The following is a 16,390-nucleotide window of genomic DNA, read 5'->3' as shown; positions in this document are numbered from 1 at the left end:
TGAATTTCTCCTCTAGCCAGTGCTGGTTTCAAGATATTAGAAGCATCAATTGCCCCTTCTGCTCCACCTGCACCGATTAAGGTATGAAGTTCATCAATGAAAAGAATAACATTTCCTGCTTGGCGAATTTCATCCATTACTTTTTTCAGACGGTCTTCAAATTCACCACGATATTTAGTACCCGCTACAACAGTACCCATATCTAAAGTCATTACACGTTTATCTCTTAAAATTTCAGGAACCTCATTTTGTACGATTTGTTGTGCAAGACCTTCTGCAATAGCAGTCTTACCTACACCTGGCTCTCCAATTAGGACCGGATTATTTTTCGTACGACGAGCTAATATTTCAATAACACGTGTGATTTCTTTGCTACGCCCTATTACAGGATCTAGCGTACCTTCTCTTGCAATTTGTGTTAAATCGCGTGCTAACCCGTCTAATGTCGGTGTACTAGCAGGAGCGACTCCGTTGTTATTACTATTGCTATGAGATTGATCGGAACTTCCTAATAATTGAAGCACTTGCTGACGCGCCTTGTTCAAGCTTACACCTGCATTGTTCAATACTCTTGCAGCTACTCCTTCTCCTTCACGGATTAAAGCAAGAAGTAAATGTTCTGTCCCAATGTAAGAGTGACCTAGTTTTCTCGATTCATCTACTGAAAGCTCAATGACTTTCTTAGCACGAGGCGTATAGTGAACGATCGGACCAACTTCCTCTGCCCCAGTTCCAACCAGCTCCTCGATCCCTGCCTCTATTACTTTAGGATCTACTTCGATTGCTTCTAATGCTTTTGCGGCAATTCCGCTACCTTCACGGATGAGACCGAGTAAAATATGTTCTGTTCCAATAGATTCATGCTTTAAACGAATTGCCTCTTCTTGAGCTAATTGTAAAACTTTTTGCGATCTTTGCGTAAATCGATTAAACATCATGCAGGTTCCTCTCCTTTTGTATTATCTTTTTCTCCTTTTTGCAAACGTTCCCTTAACAGCTTAGCTCGAAACATGTCACGCTCCGTGGCATTTAAAGTTGTGCCAGCGTACTTTTGTAAAAAACCAGGCTGCATAAAGATCATACATTCATTTAGGATGGACATATCTATATCCTTAATAAGTCCAATATCTATTCCTAAACGCACATCAGACAGACATCTTGCCGCCTCCTCTGTGGTCATTAGACGAGCATAGGATAAGGTTCCTAGCGAGCGGTAAAGACGATCCTCCAATGTATTTGGGGAGTGCTGTAAAAGTGCGTCTCTTGCTTCTCTTTCTTTTTGAATAATTTGTTCAGCTATACTTTGAAGATCAGCAAGTATATCTTCCTCAGTCTTACCAAGTGTCGTTTGATTTGATACCTGATAAACATTGCCGAGCGCTTCACTACCCTCTCCATATATTCCTCTTACGACCATACCAAGCCGAGAAATAATGGTTACGATTCGATTCATTTGCTTTGTTTTTGTTAAAGCAGGTAAGTGCATCATGACAGATGCTCTAAGTCCTGTTCCAGTGTTTGTAGGGCAGCTTGTTAAATAACCAAACTGTTCGTCAAATGCATATGGTAATTCCTTTTCTAATAAACGATCTATTGTATCTGCCCGTTCGTAAGCTTGTTGGATTTGGAGTCCTGGAAATAGGCATTGAATTCGAATATGGTCCTCTTCATTCACCATGACACTAACAGACTCATCTTCTGATAAAAGGACAGATCCCGTATTTGGTGAATTTGCGAGCTTAGGACTTATTAAATGTTTTTCAACCAAGACTTGACGTCCTAGCTCAGATACATCTTTAATGTGCACAGATGTAAAATTTTTCTGTAATTCTTCATCTGCATCTAACAGTGTGGATGATACAGATTGGTCAATTTTATGCGCTTCGTCCTCTGTAAATGCTAGAGGGAAGCGAAAACCATTTAGGTTTCTCGCCAAGCGAATTCTGGTGCTCATCACGATGTCAGAATGTTCTCCTTCTCCTTCCATCCAACTAGATCTGGAATTATCTAAAAAGTTCTCAATCGACATGTGAATCGTCACCTCCTCCGACAAGTTGCTGTTCAAGTTCTTTGACTTCATCTCTTAATTTCGCCGCATCTTCAAATTGCTCTTGCTCAACTGCCTGCTTCATTTGAGCCCTAATTGCTTCAATTCGTTTCTTTAAAGCTATTTTTTCACCAAGTCGCCCTGGTGCTTTTCCAATATGTGTAGTGTTGCCATTGTGTAGACGTTTTAGGGCTTGAGGTAAATGAGGACGGAAGCTTTCGTAACATGAAGCGCATCCAAACTTACCTTCTTCTAGAAATCTCTCAATAGACCAACCACATTCATCACATTCAAGTGTTTTTTGTTGTTTTTGTTGAACTATCTGATCTGCTTGGTTAAACCAATTAGATAGAAGCTGATGAAGAGATAATGGGTCTTGTTTGTATTCAACATAAAACGGGTGGAGGCTATTGGCACAGACCTCACAATAATGTCTTTCAAAGTGTTCTCCGTTATGCACTTGTGTAACCGTCACTTTAGCTGGCCGTTGTTTACAATTTTCACAAATCACCTTATCAACACCCCGTTCAATTTTCACTTTTTTCGTATTTTAGAGTTAAAAGCATGGCACACAGTATACGTGCTCGTAGCTCATCTCTTGCTGGTAGTGGGATGGCTAAAGTTGTTCTGTCTAGAGCTGCTAAAATTATCTTTGCCTCTCTTTTAGTAATAACCTCTTCATCCAATAAACGAAAAACAATATCCTCTGTAGTGGATGCAGATGCTCCTGCTTCCAGACTTTGTATTATATGCTCAATTAATTCAGCTTTTGTGTGGGCTCGAACGCGGAGAATTCGAATATACCCACCACCACCACGCTTACTTTCCACCAAATATCCACGATCCAGTGTGAATCGGGTGTTTATTACATAATTTATTTGTGAGGGTACACATTGAAATTTTTCTGCGATCTCGCTTCTTTTGATTTCAATTTGCCCTCTACTTTCTTGTTCGATAATTGCCTTCAAATAACCTTCAATAATGTCAGATATATTTTTCATCTTCTCTCACCTCTTCTCACAAAAACTGACTTTGACTATCTTTGACTATATTATATAATGAATTTTTTGGTTGTGCAATTGATTTGCCTAGCATAAAAGAAACAAAAAAACTACCAACATTTATTGTCAGTAGTTTTAGGGTGTATCAAAATGAAAACTTATATTCTTATATTTATGAATTGTATTTAAGCTGTGTAATAAAAATTGTTGGTTCTACCTCAATATCCTGTACTTTGAAAAAGTTATGTCTTTCATACAAAGTAAGAGCTGGTATATTTTTTGCACCGGTAGAAACTACTATACTTACAGCTTTTGGAGTAGCGCTCAAAACATGCTGGAGCAACTCAGAAGCTATCCCTTTTCTAAAATAATTTGGGTGGACAACTAACCTACAAATATTTAGTACGTCTCCCTCATATTCATAGGAGATAAAACCAAGTAGGTTCTCCTTATTATACTTTCCTATAAAAATCTCTTTAGATACTTTAATATCCTCGATTGTTTCCTTAAGCTGTGGTATGCCTTCGAAACCAATAATCTCTGCTTCCTTGCGGTAAGCCGGAAGCTGTATTTCGAGCATTTCCTCTGCTATAGAATGCTTTTGGTGATCAATTAATCGAATCATATGCACCTCTATTAAATTTTTCTTCTCTTATTAGTTTTTTGGGTCTTCGCTACTTGCTTCCATTTATCACGTTCTGTTTTTTGCGCAGCTAAGTTGTTTTTTCGCTCGATATGGGCAAGCTCACGCAATAATTTCACATAGCTTACATATCGATCCTCTTTTAGCAAACCAGTTTGAATGGCTTCTTGAATGGCGCAGCCCGGTTCTTTTTTATGCTGACAGTCTCTAAATCGACAGTCGATAGCAAGTTCTTCGATATCCTGAAAACTGTTGCTAATTCCCTCGCTAGAATCCCAGAGCTGGAACTCTCTCATTCCCGGGGTATCAATTAATAGTCCCCCTCCAGGTAACAAGGAAAGCTCTCTATGAGTGGTGGTATGACGCCCTTTACTGTCATCAGCTCGAATATCGCTAACCTCCATTACATCCTCACCAGATAGAGCATTGATCAATGAGGATTTCCCTACACCTGAAGAACCTAGTAATGCACCCGTTTTCCCGTTGACCAGGAGAGCAGCTAAGTCTTCTATACCTTCTCCAGTAACACTAGATACTGCGAAAACGTCTACTCCGAATGCAATCGTTTCGACTTCACTGATGAAATAATCCACCTGTTCACAAGCATCTTTTTTCGTTAGCACCACGACAGGTGTAGCACCAGAGTCCCAAGCTGCAAGTAGGTAGCGCTCTAACCTTCTTACATTAAAATCATGGTTGAGTGACATCACTAAAAATACATAGTCTACATTCACTGCTACCAATTGGATTTCTGTTGTTGTACCTGCCACTTTTCTTGAGAATTGGGATTGCCTCGGTAAAACCTGTTGAATAATACCTTTATCTTCTCCGGGCATCTGCTCTAAAACCACCCAATCTCCTACTGCTGGATAAGCTTCTCGATCATGATCAAATTTAAATCTACCCGAAAGAGAGCAAAGCCACTCACCTTCATTCGTAATAACTCGATAAGAATGCTTATGCTCGAGTAAAACTCGACCTACTAACCCATCGTTCGACATCTTTTCTTCCCATTTACTATTCCATCCATACTGTTCGATTAAATTCAATTTCAATTTCCTCCTAATTTTCCCATTAAAATATTTGAATCGCCATTGTATTAAGCGAATTACTGGGCAACAAAAAAACCATGATTGCTCGAATCAGCAATCATGGTCTCCCGTTCATTAGTAAAGAAATTTCAAAAAGTATGAAGAAATAAGCTCGATTGTCTGTGTACAATCAAACTAATACCTATTCCGCCTACGTTTTAGAAAATAACAGGGTGAGACATCATGAACTTACTGATTCGAATCGAATTATATACAATAGCCATAATGCCTCACCTCTTTCTTTAAGTTAAATTCAGAATACTACAAGTTTTTGAAATATGCAATAGGCAATTATGCCGTCACATCACGTTTTGTAAATGACCAGTAGCTCGTCACTAGGAATATCACTAGATATACAGCGATCACGACAATGGAGAAGCCCATAGACATACTTTCAAGGAGCGGCTCTTTTGTTCCGATAAATTGACTTAAATTTGTATTAGCAAATAAAATGTACTTCGAAAATTCTATTTCCAACATCGCTAGAACTCCGGTTAATTGTACTCCTGTAAACATCAAGAAAATAGATATCCCTATTGCCAATGAGCTCGAACGGAAAACAGAGCCAATCATAAAGGCCAGCGTTCCAATCACTAATACATTGATTAGCGCCAAAGCAGTTAACAGTAATAATCTACCCCAGAATGAAACTTCAACTACAGCACCGTCTACTAACTCTAATTGGGTTCCTGGTACATTATCAAAGAATATATATCCAAAAATAATACCTGAAATAAGAAGAATACCAGTCATTGCTACTGCAAATAAACCAACCGTTAAAAGTTTAGACGTTAGAATTTTCCAACGTTTCACTGGTCTTGTTAATAACATTTTAATCGTTCCTTGAGAAAATTCAGAGGCTACTATACCACCTGCAACAACTACTGTAAGTAATGTAACAACTGACATCATACCAGGAAGGCCAGTGAAAAAGCCTTGCGCGCTATTATCAATAATCGGTGAAAGGTCGTTATCCAGTCTATATTTAGTTATTTCTGGATCCTCTGAGCCAGCAGCCATCTGACTAACTGTAATAGTTTCTCCTGATTCGTCCTGTCCTACTTCCAAGGAATTCATCCATTTAACAAAACCAGCAGAGCCAAGCATTACTAATACGAGCAGTATAGCCATAATCCAGGTTGCTTTTTTACTCCATAGTTTTAACCACTCATTTCGCACGAGATTCAGCAATTTGTCCACCCCCTGTAATTTCTAAGAATTGATCTTCTAATGTTTTTCTATTTGGAGTGATGGAATAGATTTGCAGGCCATTCGCAATCATTTCTGCAACTAATGCAGGCACTTCCTCTTTATTAAGCGGGATTACAAAACCGCTTCCTTGAGCCTCCAGAGTAATCTCTTTATGTTTAAAGAAATCTACTACTTTCTCTTTTTCAAATGCTTCGATGTAATAATAAGATTTCTGCTGTTCATTTACTTCTTGGATAGATAAAAGCTTTCCGTTTTGAATAACAGCAATCCGATCACACATTAATTCTATCTCTGCTAGTAGGTGGCTTGATACAAAGATAGCTACACCATCTTCTACGGCAATCTTTTTTAAGTACGTGCGGAATTCCCGAATCCCTGCAGGATCTAAACCATTGGTAGGCTCATCTAAAATTAAAAATTTAGGCTTATGTAAAATTGCCTGCGCTAGGCCAAGACGCTGTCTCATTCCTAATGAATAAGTAGATACCTTTTCATGAATACGCTTCTGAAGTCCTACCTGAGCAATTACTTCGTCAATGCGTTCTTTTGTTATATGCTTATTCATTCGTGCAAAATGAACTAAGTTTTTATATCCACTCATGTATTTATACATTTCAGGGTTTTCTACAATTACCCCTACCTTACTCATGGACTCCTCAAAATCCTCAGACAGAGGCTTTCCTTCTATAAAAACCTCCCCTGATGTTGGCTTCATAAGACCAGTCATCATCCGGATAGTTGTTGTTTTCCCTGCTCCATTCGGCCCTAGGAATCCAGTTATTTGCCCAGAATACAAGTCTAATGTCAGGTCGTCGATAATTTTCTTTGTCCCGATTACTTTAGAAAGATTTTGTAACCGTACTATTGTTTTTTGTTCCAAATTAACTCACCTTCCTTATCACTAATTTGATCTCCATTAACTTATACGTCTCAAATTTGAATAAGTTCTATAATATTCTAAATTAATTTGTTTTCCTTCTACATAGCTATAAATCAAAATAAAAAAACACCAATCCATTTCAATCAGACTGGTGTAATCCCATATTAATTATAAAGATGACAGGCAACAAAATGGCCTGGTTCCTGCTCTTTCCAGATCGGCTTTTTCTCTGCACATATAGACATCGCGTGAGGACATCTTGTCCGGAATACACAACCCGAAGGTGGATTGATCGGACTTGGTAGCTCGCCCTGTAAAATAATCCTTTGACGGGATTCCTCAATATCAGGGTCTGGAATTGGAATAGCCGACAGCAATGCCTGAGTATAAGGATGTAATGGGCTTTCATAAAGCTGACTACTTGTTGTTAGTTCAACCATATGCCCTAAATACATTACCCCAATACGATCAGAAATATATTTAACCATAGATAGATCATGAGCAATAAATAAGTAGGTTAATCCTTTTTCCTTTTGAAGACGCTGTAATAATTTTACTACTTGAGCTTGTACAGAAACGTCCAATGCAGATATTGGCTCATCTGCTATGATAAATTCCGGATCTAATGCCAGGGCTCGCGCAATTCCTATACGTTGTCTTTGTCCGCCTGAGAATTCATGTGGGTACCTATTAGCATGATCTCGATTTAGTCCGACATCTTCTAACAACTCGTAAACTCTTTCTCTAACCTCTTTTTTAGAGCTATATAATTTATGAATTTCGATAGGCTCTGCAATAATTTCGAGAACTGTGGACCTAGGATTTAGAGATGCGTAGGGATCTTGGAAAATCATTTGCATTTTCTTCAAATAATCTTTGCGTTCTTTATCATTCATTTCATGTACATTCTTTTGTTCGAATAGAACATCTCCCTCAGTACGGTTATACAGACCTAGGATAGTACGTCCAGCAGTAGATTTACCACAGCCCGATTCCCCTACCAAGCCAAATGTTTCTCCCTTGAGAATATCAAAGCTAATCCCATCCACTGCCTTTAAAGTGCTGCCTTGACCAATATCAAAATGTCTCTTTAAATCCTTTACAGATAACAGTACATTCTCCGTCATATCTTTCCCCCCTAAACGGCATATCTTCTCACAGCACATATCTCTTTTTGTAGCTTGGAGCCTTCTAATACTAAAATTTCCACTGACTTTCCTGTTGATGGTGAATGTAATAATTGACCATTCCCATAGTAAAATCCAACATGACGAACTGAGCCTGTGCCTTCGTCATTTGCAAAAAATAGCAAATCTCCCTTTTTCCATGAAGAAGGTTCATCCTTAGAGACCTCTATACCTTCTGTCGCCTGGTCACTTGCATCGCGTGGGATAAAATAGCCACACGCCTTTAACATGTTGTATGAAAATCCTGAGCAATCAAAGCCATATGGAGACATCCCTCCCCATAGATATGGTAAGTCTAAGTAGGCTTCCCCCAGCCTCACAGTTTCCTCTAGTGGGAGTTTTGGTAATTGTTCCTTAGATGCAGCATATTGTACATTTTCTTTTCGGAGCAGCCCTTCTCCATGTGGCGCTCGAACCTTATAGAAATCATCAGTTTCCGCTAGAACAGGTAGAATTGTATTAAAAGGTAGAATCAGTAATGGTTTTTCTTCTGTATCCCATAGCTGCGTTCTTGTACCCTTTACTCGAACAATTCCTTTGTTGCCAGCCTCTGCTATTTCTTTCAATTGAGCCAATGGCACCCAACCCGGATAGCCTCTTTCATCTTTTTTAGAGGGCTGCCAGACTGCAATTATTTTTGCCCAATCGTCCTTTATCTCGTCCACTATAACTGGCTCTCCATAAAGAAGCTGAGTTTGAACACGGTTTTCATCACAAAGGGCTAGTCGCTCCTTGTATGGAAGAGCTTCTAGCCATTCAACAAGCTGTACAGGATTGGATATTCCAGGACCATCTACTTCTCGAGCTGATGCTGGCTCTGTCCAGACCGTCGCAACCTTTACTGCACAAGCCCAATAACTTTTTTCTACTGTCATTTTTGTCCCTCCCCTATTTTAACGCTCGCAATGCCTAGCCCATAGGATTTCGAAAAGGTCATCGTGCTAGCTTGGTAGACGATTCCGCCTGTAACAATGTCCTCCGCTAGCATTAAAGGGGCATCAAAATCATAAAAAAGGATATTAGGCTGACTCGCTGCCAAATGAGCTGCTGCTGTTATACCTATTTTAGTTTCAATCATACTCCCTACCATACAGGTGACACCATTTGCCTCTGCCAATGTATTAATCTTTAATGCCTGATAAATGCCTCCAGATTTCATTAATTTAATATTAATTAAGTCGGCAGCCCGCATTTCTAATAAACGCTTAGCATCATAAATCGAGAAAACACTCTCATCTGCCATAATAGGGGTTGCTGTTCGTTCAGTTACGTATTTTAAGCCTTCTAAATCCTCAGCAGGTACAGGCTGCTCGACAAACTCAATGTTAAGCCCAGCATCTTCCATAGTACCTATAGCACGGACGGCTTCTTTTGCATTCCATCCCTGATTGGCATCGAGCCTTATTTTAATATCTTTTCCTACTCGCTTCCTAATAGCCTCAATACGTTCAATATCATCTTGTATCGTACCTATTCCTACCTTTACTTTCAGCATTTGAAACCCTTCTCTTACGTAGCGCTCAGCATCCTCTGCCATCTCAGCTGGGTCATTGACACTCACAGTAAAATCGGTTGTAAGGCTATTTCGATAGCCTCCTAAATATTGATAAAGTGGTAGCTCTGCATATTGACCCAAAAGGTCAAAGATTGCCATGTCAACTGCAGCTTTCGCACTCGTATTTCTGACAAGTGCTTTATGGAGCTTCTGAAAAATTGTCTCCTTTTCTAGTAAAGAAAGTCCGATTAGCTGCGGAGAAATAATTTCGTTTATCGCGTATTGGATACTTTCTAATGAGTCACCAGTGATCACATGAGTAGGAGGTGCCTCTCCGTAACCTACCTTTCCTTCATCAGAGGTTACCTTCACCACAATAGAAAAAGCAGTGGTAACTGTACGTAATGCTGTTTTGAAAGGTTTGGTCAGTGGAACAGCAACATAAAACGTTTCAATAGCTTGTATTTTCACCCTATCTTCCTCCTACTCTACACCTGGTAATATAGATAACGTTAAGTTCTCTGTATTTAACATACCGTCTACTCCTAATGGAATCGCAAAGTGAGGCTGACAGTGACCAATAAGAAAACCTTTCACTGCTGGTTTACCTAAGTTCCCTAAGTAATGATCAAAAACCTCATCCATTGTGAGAGATTTTTTTCCTCTCCTTGGCTCCGCGTCACAGAAGTCTCCAATGACGAATCCAGCAGCAGCATCTAGCTTGCCAGCTAAACGTAATTGATTTAGCATTCCATCTACCTTATATGGCTCTTCTCCAATGTCCTCTATTAGCAGAAGCTTACGATTTGTATCCACTTCATATTTGGTTCCTATTCCGCTTGCAAGAAGAGAAAGATTTCCACCAACTAGCTCCCCTCGGGCTACCCCAGGAGCAACTATGGATAAAGGAGATATATCCTCTGTGTAGTGTAACTCTATTGGCTGAAACAGCTGATAAAACATCTTTTTGGATAACTCATTAAATGTGCTTTTACCCACGTCTGAAGCTAACATGGGACCATGGAATGTGACAATATCCGAATATAAATTCATTGCACTATGTAAATAAGTGATGTCTGAATAACCCCAAAAAATTTTCGGATTTTCATTCATTAATTGATAATCGATCTGGTCTGCATACCTTGCAGCACCGTATCCTCCCCCAGCACAAATTATTCCGTTGATGTCAGGGTCTGCGAACATCTCATGTAAATCCTCTAGTCGCTCTTCGTCTGTGCCCGCTAAATACCCGTTAACTTGCTCTACACTTTTTCCCATCCTATAAGACAATCCTAATTCCTCTAAAAACGATAGGGAGCGTTTCAGTTGATCTAAGTTAGGAGGACTAGCTGGAGCAATAATTCCAATTGTATCCCCTTTTTTCAATCTATTTGGTTTTATTTTCATATGTATAATCTCCTTTGTTTTTAAAGAAAAGGGCGGCACTTGCAAAAGTGCCGCATCTTTTGTTTGGGAATAAATACTTTTATTCCTTATCTGCCCATTTTAAATCCATGTATCCAACTGGATGTCTTACAATACCTTTAACATTCGATTTCTCTAGTGTTACTTGGTTGTAATAGTGGATTGGAATAACAGGCATTTCTTCCATTAAGAATTTGTCAGCCTCTATTAGCATATCCCAACGTTTTTGCTCATCTGTTTCATTTTTAATATCAGCAATCATTTTATCGAACTCTGGGCTAGACCAAGTAGTACGATTCATAGAAGAACCAGTAATGAAGCTTTCTAATGCGTTAACAGGATCAGCATAGTCAAATAAGAAGGAAGAGCGTGATAACATGTATTTGAACTCTTTTTGTTCTGAAGCAAATACGCTAGCCTCTACATTTTGAAGTGCTATTTCTACTCCTAGAACTTCCTTAAATTTACTTTGAAGTGCCTCTGCAATTTTCTTGTGAGTGTCACTTGTTGAATAAGTTAAGGTTACTTGAGGTAGTTCAGTGTAACCTTCTTCTTTCATACCTTCTGCTAAAAGTGCTTTTGCTTTTTCCGCATCATGCTGTATTAGCTTTCCAGCAGTCTCTCTAAATTCCTTGCCATCAGGACCAATAAATCCGTATGGAACAAACCCTTCTGCTGGCTTCTCACCATTTTTTGTAACGTACTCTACAATTTCTTGTTGGTCAACAGCCATACCAAATGCTTGGCGAATTTTTTTGTTTGTAAATGGTTCCATTGAAACGTTATAGCGGAAGAAATACAGACCGGCTTGGTCTTCGTTTTTTAACTCCGGATCATCTTTTAATTGGTCTGCAAGCTCTGCTGGAACACCAGAGACATCTAAATCACCTGTTGAGTACATTTGATATTCTGTATTCGAATCATCAATCATTGCCCACTCGACTTTGTCTAGCTTCACAGTTTCAGCATCCCAATAGCTTTCGTTTTTCTCAAAAGTGAAGCTTACATCATGATCCCAGCTAGCCAATTTAAAAGGACCATTCCCAACAAATGATTCTGCTTCTGTAAACCATTCAGGATTTTCTGTAGCTACCTTCTCGTTTACCGGGAAAAAGCTTGGGTTCGTGATAATATTTAAAAACGCTTCAGTGGGAGCTGCAAGTTTAACTTCAAATACTTTCTCACTAACAGCTTTAATCGCTACTGCATCAGCTGCTCCTTCTCCATTGTTGTAAGCCTCTGCCCCTTCAATAAAATAGGCCAAAAATGCTGCTGGTGAAGCAGTTTCTGGATTTAACATATGCAACCATCCATAAACAAAATCTCCTGCTACAACAGGGTCCCCATTGGACCATTTTGCATTTTCACGAATCGTAAAAGTATAGGTTAACCCATCCTCTGATATATCAATTTTCTCCGCTGTAGCCTCTTCAGCTTGGTGGTCCTTATTTAATCTTACTAGACCCTCCATAAGGTTGTTTAACGCGCTCCATGATACTGCATCAAACCCTACCGATGGATCAAATGACGTTGGCTCATTGCCATTATTTAGCTTAAGTACTTTTTCTGCCTCTGGAGCAGCTTCTTCTTTACCCTCGTCCGTCTTTGTTGTCGTCGGCTCCGTCTCGGTCGGTGTCTTCCCAGCCTCTTCATTGGCTGTACACGCGCTTAACACAAGAACAAACAAAGCCATAATTAATAATGAAAGCCATTTTTTCATCCTAGTTTCCCCCTCTGTATTGTATATGTGAATGCACTTGCGCGCTCTCATCCCTTTTACTTTTGTAATTGTAAAACCTTTGCTCGGTCATCCTGGAGCCAGCAATCTACCTTATGGGCATCTGATAGCTTACTTGTAAATGGATACACATGATCACATACTTCCATGGCAAACTTGCATCGTGCAGTAAACGGACACCCAGTAGGAGGTGAGAAAAGGTCAGGTGGTGTTCCATCAATTGGCTGCAACTCCTCATCCATTAAATCCAAACGTGGAACTGAGTTTAGAAGCCCTTGAGTATAAGGATGCTGTGGAGTGTAAAAAATTTCTCTTTTATCCCCTATCTCCACAATTTTACCTGCATACATCACCGCGATGCGATCAGCTATCTTTGCTACTACCCCTAGGTCATGAGTTATTAAAATGATTGAAATATCGGTTTTCCTTTGAATTTCTTCAAAGAGCTCCAATATTTGTGCTTGTATTGTTACGTCTAAGGCAGTAGTAGGTTCATCTGCTATAAGCAGTTCTGGATCGCAGATTAAAGCAATGGCGATTACGATACGCTGTCTCATCCCACCAGAGAATTGGTGAGGATACTGTTTTAATCTTTCCGAAGGATTCGGGATGCCTACCAGGTTTAGCATTTCGATTGCCTTTAGCCTAGCCTCTTGTTTGCCAACCTTCTTATGTGTCCTCAAACCTTCCGTTAACTGCTCCCCTATAGTAAGCGTAGGATTTAAGGCGGTCATAGGGTCTTGAAAAATCATGGATACATCAATACCTTGGATCTTTCTGAGTTCTGATTTACTTAGCTTCGTAAGCTCTTTGTTTTTAAATAAGATACTACCATTCTTAATCCTGCCTGCTGGCTCCGGTATCAATCCCATGATGGCATTGGAGGTCACACTCTTACCACAGCCAGATTCACCAACGATTGCTAACGTTTCACCTTTATATAAATCAAAGTTGACTCCCCTGACTGCTTCTACTTCTCCCCCATACGTTTTAAATGAAACTTGTAGGTTATTAACCTGTAATATTTTTTCATCCGTTATCTTCTTTCTTGCTTTCTTACCGTTAGGCCTAGCTAAAGAGTCACCCGATTGTAAGGAAGCAGCTACTTCATCTACTTTCCCTCGAGCAAGTTCCTTTGCATGATCTAATTGATGTTCATTCATCCATTCTTACCTCCTAAGCTTTGGATCAAGTGCATCCTGTAAGCCATCTCCTAATACATTAAATGCAAACATTGTCACAGAGATAAAGAATGCTGGGAAAAACAACCTCCACCAATGGCCAGATAAAATTACCGGCAGGGCATCATTTGCCATTACACCCCAGCTGGCAGCGGGTGCAGATACTCCTAGTCCTAAAAAACTAAGAAATGCCTCTGCAAATATCGCACTCGGTACAGTAAGAGTCATTTGGACAATAATAGGACCCATCGTATTAGGCAATAAGTTTTTCCGTATGATTCTCGAGCTTTTTGCACCAAAGGATTTGGATGCAGTTACAAATTCATAGTTTTTTATCTGTAATACCTGACCACGTACAATCCTAGCCATACCTACCCATCCGGTTACAGTTAACGCCACTATAATGGTTGTAAGACTTGGACCCATAACAACCATTAATAAAATAACTACCAATAAATGTGGTAGACCATAAAGCACTTCAATAATGCGCATCATGATCGCATCTGCTCTGCCGCCCTTGTAACCGCTAAAGCCTCCATAAATAATTCCAATAAAGAAATCAATTAATGCAGCCATTACCCCTACAAATAACGAAACCCTAGCTCCGTACCATGTTCTTGTAAAAACATCTCGACCTGCCTCGTCCGTGCCGAACCAATGCTCCGCTGATGGACCTTGGTTTTGCTTTGGATAATTTACTTCATCCATATCATATGGTGAAAAGATCGGACCGAATATGGCAAACAGGGTGAGAAGAACTAAAAAGAGCAGTCCTCCCATTGCAAGCTTATTTTTCCTTAGCCGTCTCCAAGCATCCTTCCAATAGGACAAAGAAGGTCTCACAACAGATTCGGCTTCTCCCTCTTCTTTTACTTTTGGACGAAACCATTCATCCTTTATTTCTACTGGGGATACATTCTCTTGTGTTTTAACCATTAAGCATCCCCCTCTTTACGATGTAATTTGATACGTGGATCTAATATGCCGTAGACAATGTCTACTAAGAACAGCATAAACACTAGGAATGCACTATAAAAGACTGTCGTACCCATGATAACGGGATAATCCCGATTATTAATGCTTTCTACAAAATATTTCCCCATTCCTGGAATCGCAAAAATGCGTTCTATTACAAAGGTACCTGTTAGAATACCTGCAAGCATCGTACCCATGATGGTTACTACTGGCATTAAGGCATTTCTTAAGGCATGACGAAAAACTATTCTAGCTGGAGAAAGTCCTTTAGCTCTTGCCATTTTGATATAATCCTGTGTCAATACTTCTAGCATGCTGGATCTAGTTAAACGAGCGATTATTGCTGTAGGTCCCGTAGCCAATGCTAGAGTTGGAAGAATCATATGCAATGGACTACTCCAAGTGGCTGGCGGTAATAACTCCCACGTTACCGCTACTTGCTGAATCAGTAAAGTGGCTAAAACAAAGTTAGGAACTGATATACCAATTACCGCGAAAGTCATAGCCAAATAATCAATAATACCGTTATGCCGGAGGGCGGCCAATGTACCTAAAAGAACCCCGGACAATAAAGCAACTAAGATAGTAGCCATTCCCAACTCAAAGGAAATTGGAAATCCCCTCGCTAATAGTTCATTGACTGATTCATTTGGTTTTTTAATAGACGGACCAAAATCGAATGTAACAATTGACTTCAAATAGTTTAAATATTGCACGTACATAGGCTGATCTAGCTTATAAAATTTTTCTAAGTTTGCTTGAATAGTAGGATTTGATGTTCTTTCTCCATCAAAAGGAGAACCCGGTATGGTGTGCATTAATGCAAATGTGAGAGTCGCGATGATGAGGATTGTTGCTATCATCATCATAAAACGCTTAATAATATACTTCGTCACGGCAGGCTTCCTCCTAACAGAATTTGGTTTGCATTGCTAGCTCTACCATGACAAGCATCGCACGATACGCTTCAAGAATATTTTTCGCTTCAAATTTTACGATAGTTGTTCCTTCTATTATTTCACAGCCAGGCATAAGTGCTGCCCACTCAGCTTGTCCGTAATTTGTAAATTCAATTTTTAATATTGGGTGCTCGGGAGGTGTAAGTGGTGGAATATGATCTCTTTTTTTAATAGCCTCTGCTACTTTCTCTTTTAGAAGGGCTTGTGATTTTTGAGGATGTAATGTTTTTACAGCAGACCTAGATATAGATTGCTTTACCGCAGCTGTTACAATGCCGGGTATAAGAGCTTCTGCCTCGCGACAAGCTCCGTCATCTCCAGCAACCATAATGACAGGAACCCCGTAATAGCCAGCCACGTAAGCATTAAGTCCAAGCTCGCCTATTTCTACATCATTGATGTACATATTACGAACTCCAAAAATCATGGAATGGCTCATAACGCCAGGTTGTCCTGCTCTAGAATGATATCCCGCAAATACTGCTCCTATGTAACTTTCATCTAAAGACTGCACCATCGAATAAGGCTTAAGGTCTCCCGTTATTAAAGAAGCTTC

The 16,390-nt window shown here is 39.7% G+C and carries 17 protein-coding genes; all 17 read right to left on the bottom strand.

Annotated elements, in window-relative coordinates:
• Positions 1 to 938 (bottom strand): Clp protease N-terminal domain-containing protein (locus AC06OU_RS13110; RefSeq protein WP_475856318.1); only part of this gene is annotated, 938 nt, incomplete at its 3' end.
• Positions 935 to 2,029: a protein arginine kinase gene (locus AC06OU_RS13105; protein ID WP_298474074.1), complete on the bottom strand. Its 1,095-nt coding sequence runs from the start codon at positions 2,027 to 2,029 to the stop codon at positions 935 to 937. The genes AC06OU_RS13105 and AC06OU_RS13110, both read right to left, overlap by 4 nt.
• Complete coding sequence (locus AC06OU_RS13100) at positions 2,019 to 2,558, bottom strand: UvrB/UvrC motif-containing protein (RefSeq protein ID WP_475856317.1); 540 nt, start codon at positions 2,556 to 2,558, stop codon at positions 2,019 to 2,021. The genes AC06OU_RS13105 and AC06OU_RS13100 overlap by 11 nt, the downstream gene beginning before the upstream one ends.
• A gap of 16 nt (positions 2,559 to 2,574) precedes the next feature.
• On the bottom strand, positions 2,575 to 3,048 hold the full coding sequence (locus tag AC06OU_RS13095) for a CtsR family transcriptional regulator (RefSeq protein WP_169359399.1): 474 nt from the start codon (positions 3,046 to 3,048) through the stop codon (positions 2,575 to 2,577).
• A gap of 172 nt (positions 3,049 to 3,220) precedes the next feature.
• Positions 3,221 to 3,673 carry a GNAT family N-acetyltransferase gene (locus AC06OU_RS13090; protein ID WP_475856316.1) on the bottom strand — a complete coding sequence of 151 codons (453 nt, stop codon included), beginning with the start codon at positions 3,671 to 3,673 and terminating at the stop codon, positions 3,221 to 3,223.
• 11 nt (positions 3,674 to 3,684) lie between these two features.
• Positions 3,685 to 4,692 carry a ribosome small subunit-dependent GTPase A gene (rsgA, locus tag AC06OU_RS13085; protein WP_475856320.1) on the bottom strand — a complete coding sequence of 336 codons (1,008 nt, stop codon included), beginning with the start codon at positions 4,690 to 4,692 and terminating at the stop codon, positions 3,685 to 3,687.
• 381 nt (positions 4,693 to 5,073) lie between these two features.
• Positions 5,074 to 5,982, bottom strand: a complete 909-nt coding sequence (locus tag AC06OU_RS13080) for an ABC transporter permease subunit (protein WP_475856315.1) — start codon at positions 5,980 to 5,982, stop codon at positions 5,074 to 5,076.
• The gene (locus tag AC06OU_RS13075; protein ID WP_475856314.1) at positions 5,951 to 6,874 is read right to left on the bottom strand and encodes an ABC transporter ATP-binding protein; all 924 of its coding nucleotides are present in this window, start codon (positions 6,872 to 6,874) and stop codon (positions 5,951 to 5,953) included. Before AC06OU_RS13075 ends, AC06OU_RS13080 begins: the two co-directional genes overlap by 32 nt.
• A 164-nt stretch (positions 6,875 to 7,038) precedes the next feature.
• Positions 7,039 to 8,001 (bottom strand): ABC transporter ATP-binding protein, encoded by a 963-nt coding sequence (locus AC06OU_RS13070; RefSeq protein WP_475856312.1) that lies wholly within the window; start codon positions 7,999 to 8,001, stop codon positions 7,039 to 7,041.
• An 11-nt stretch (positions 8,002 to 8,012) separates the two neighbouring features.
• Positions 8,013 to 8,936: a C40 family peptidase gene (locus AC06OU_RS13065; protein ID WP_475856310.1), complete on the bottom strand. Its 924-nt coding sequence runs from the start codon at positions 8,934 to 8,936 to the stop codon at positions 8,013 to 8,015.
• Positions 8,933 to 10,027 (bottom strand): mandelate racemase/muconate lactonizing enzyme family protein, encoded by a 1,095-nt coding sequence (locus AC06OU_RS13060; RefSeq protein WP_475856308.1) that lies wholly within the window; start codon positions 10,025 to 10,027, stop codon positions 8,933 to 8,935. Before AC06OU_RS13060 ends, AC06OU_RS13065 begins: the two co-directional genes overlap by 4 nt.
• Before the next feature lie 12 nt (positions 10,028 to 10,039).
• A complete protein-coding gene (locus AC06OU_RS13055; protein ID WP_475856306.1) occupies positions 10,040 to 10,963 on the bottom strand; it encodes a S66 peptidase family protein in 924 nt (307 codons plus the stop codon).
• A 79-nt stretch (positions 10,964 to 11,042) separates the two neighbouring features.
• On the bottom strand, positions 11,043 to 12,701 hold the full coding sequence (locus AC06OU_RS13050) for a peptide ABC transporter substrate-binding protein (protein ID WP_475856305.1): 1,659 nt from the start codon (positions 12,699 to 12,701) through the stop codon (positions 11,043 to 11,045).
• A 56-nt stretch (positions 12,702 to 12,757) separates the two neighbouring features.
• Complete coding sequence (locus AC06OU_RS13045; protein WP_475856303.1) at positions 12,758 to 13,882, bottom strand: ABC transporter ATP-binding protein; 1,125 nt, start codon at positions 13,880 to 13,882, stop codon at positions 12,758 to 12,760.
• A 6-nt stretch (positions 13,883 to 13,888) separates the two neighbouring features.
• On the bottom strand, positions 13,889 to 14,836 hold the full coding sequence (locus tag AC06OU_RS13040) for an ABC transporter permease (protein ID WP_475856302.1): 948 nt from the start codon (positions 14,834 to 14,836) through the stop codon (positions 13,889 to 13,891).
• Positions 14,836 to 15,771, bottom strand: coding sequence for an ABC transporter permease (locus tag AC06OU_RS13035; RefSeq protein ID WP_340881330.1), 936 nt, complete (start codon positions 15,769 to 15,771; stop codon positions 14,836 to 14,838). The genes AC06OU_RS13040 and AC06OU_RS13035 overlap by 1 nt, the downstream gene beginning before the upstream one ends.
• Positions 15,772 to 15,784: 13 nt before the next feature.
• On the bottom strand, positions 15,785 to 16,390 hold a 606-nt coding region (locus AC06OU_RS13030), incomplete at its 5' end, for a M55 family metallopeptidase (RefSeq protein ID WP_475856300.1).

Source organism: Psychrobacillus sp., from assembly GCF_056205495.1.
Note: the sequence above shows the minus strand (reverse complement) of the source record. Positions and strands in the feature narration are given on the sequence as shown.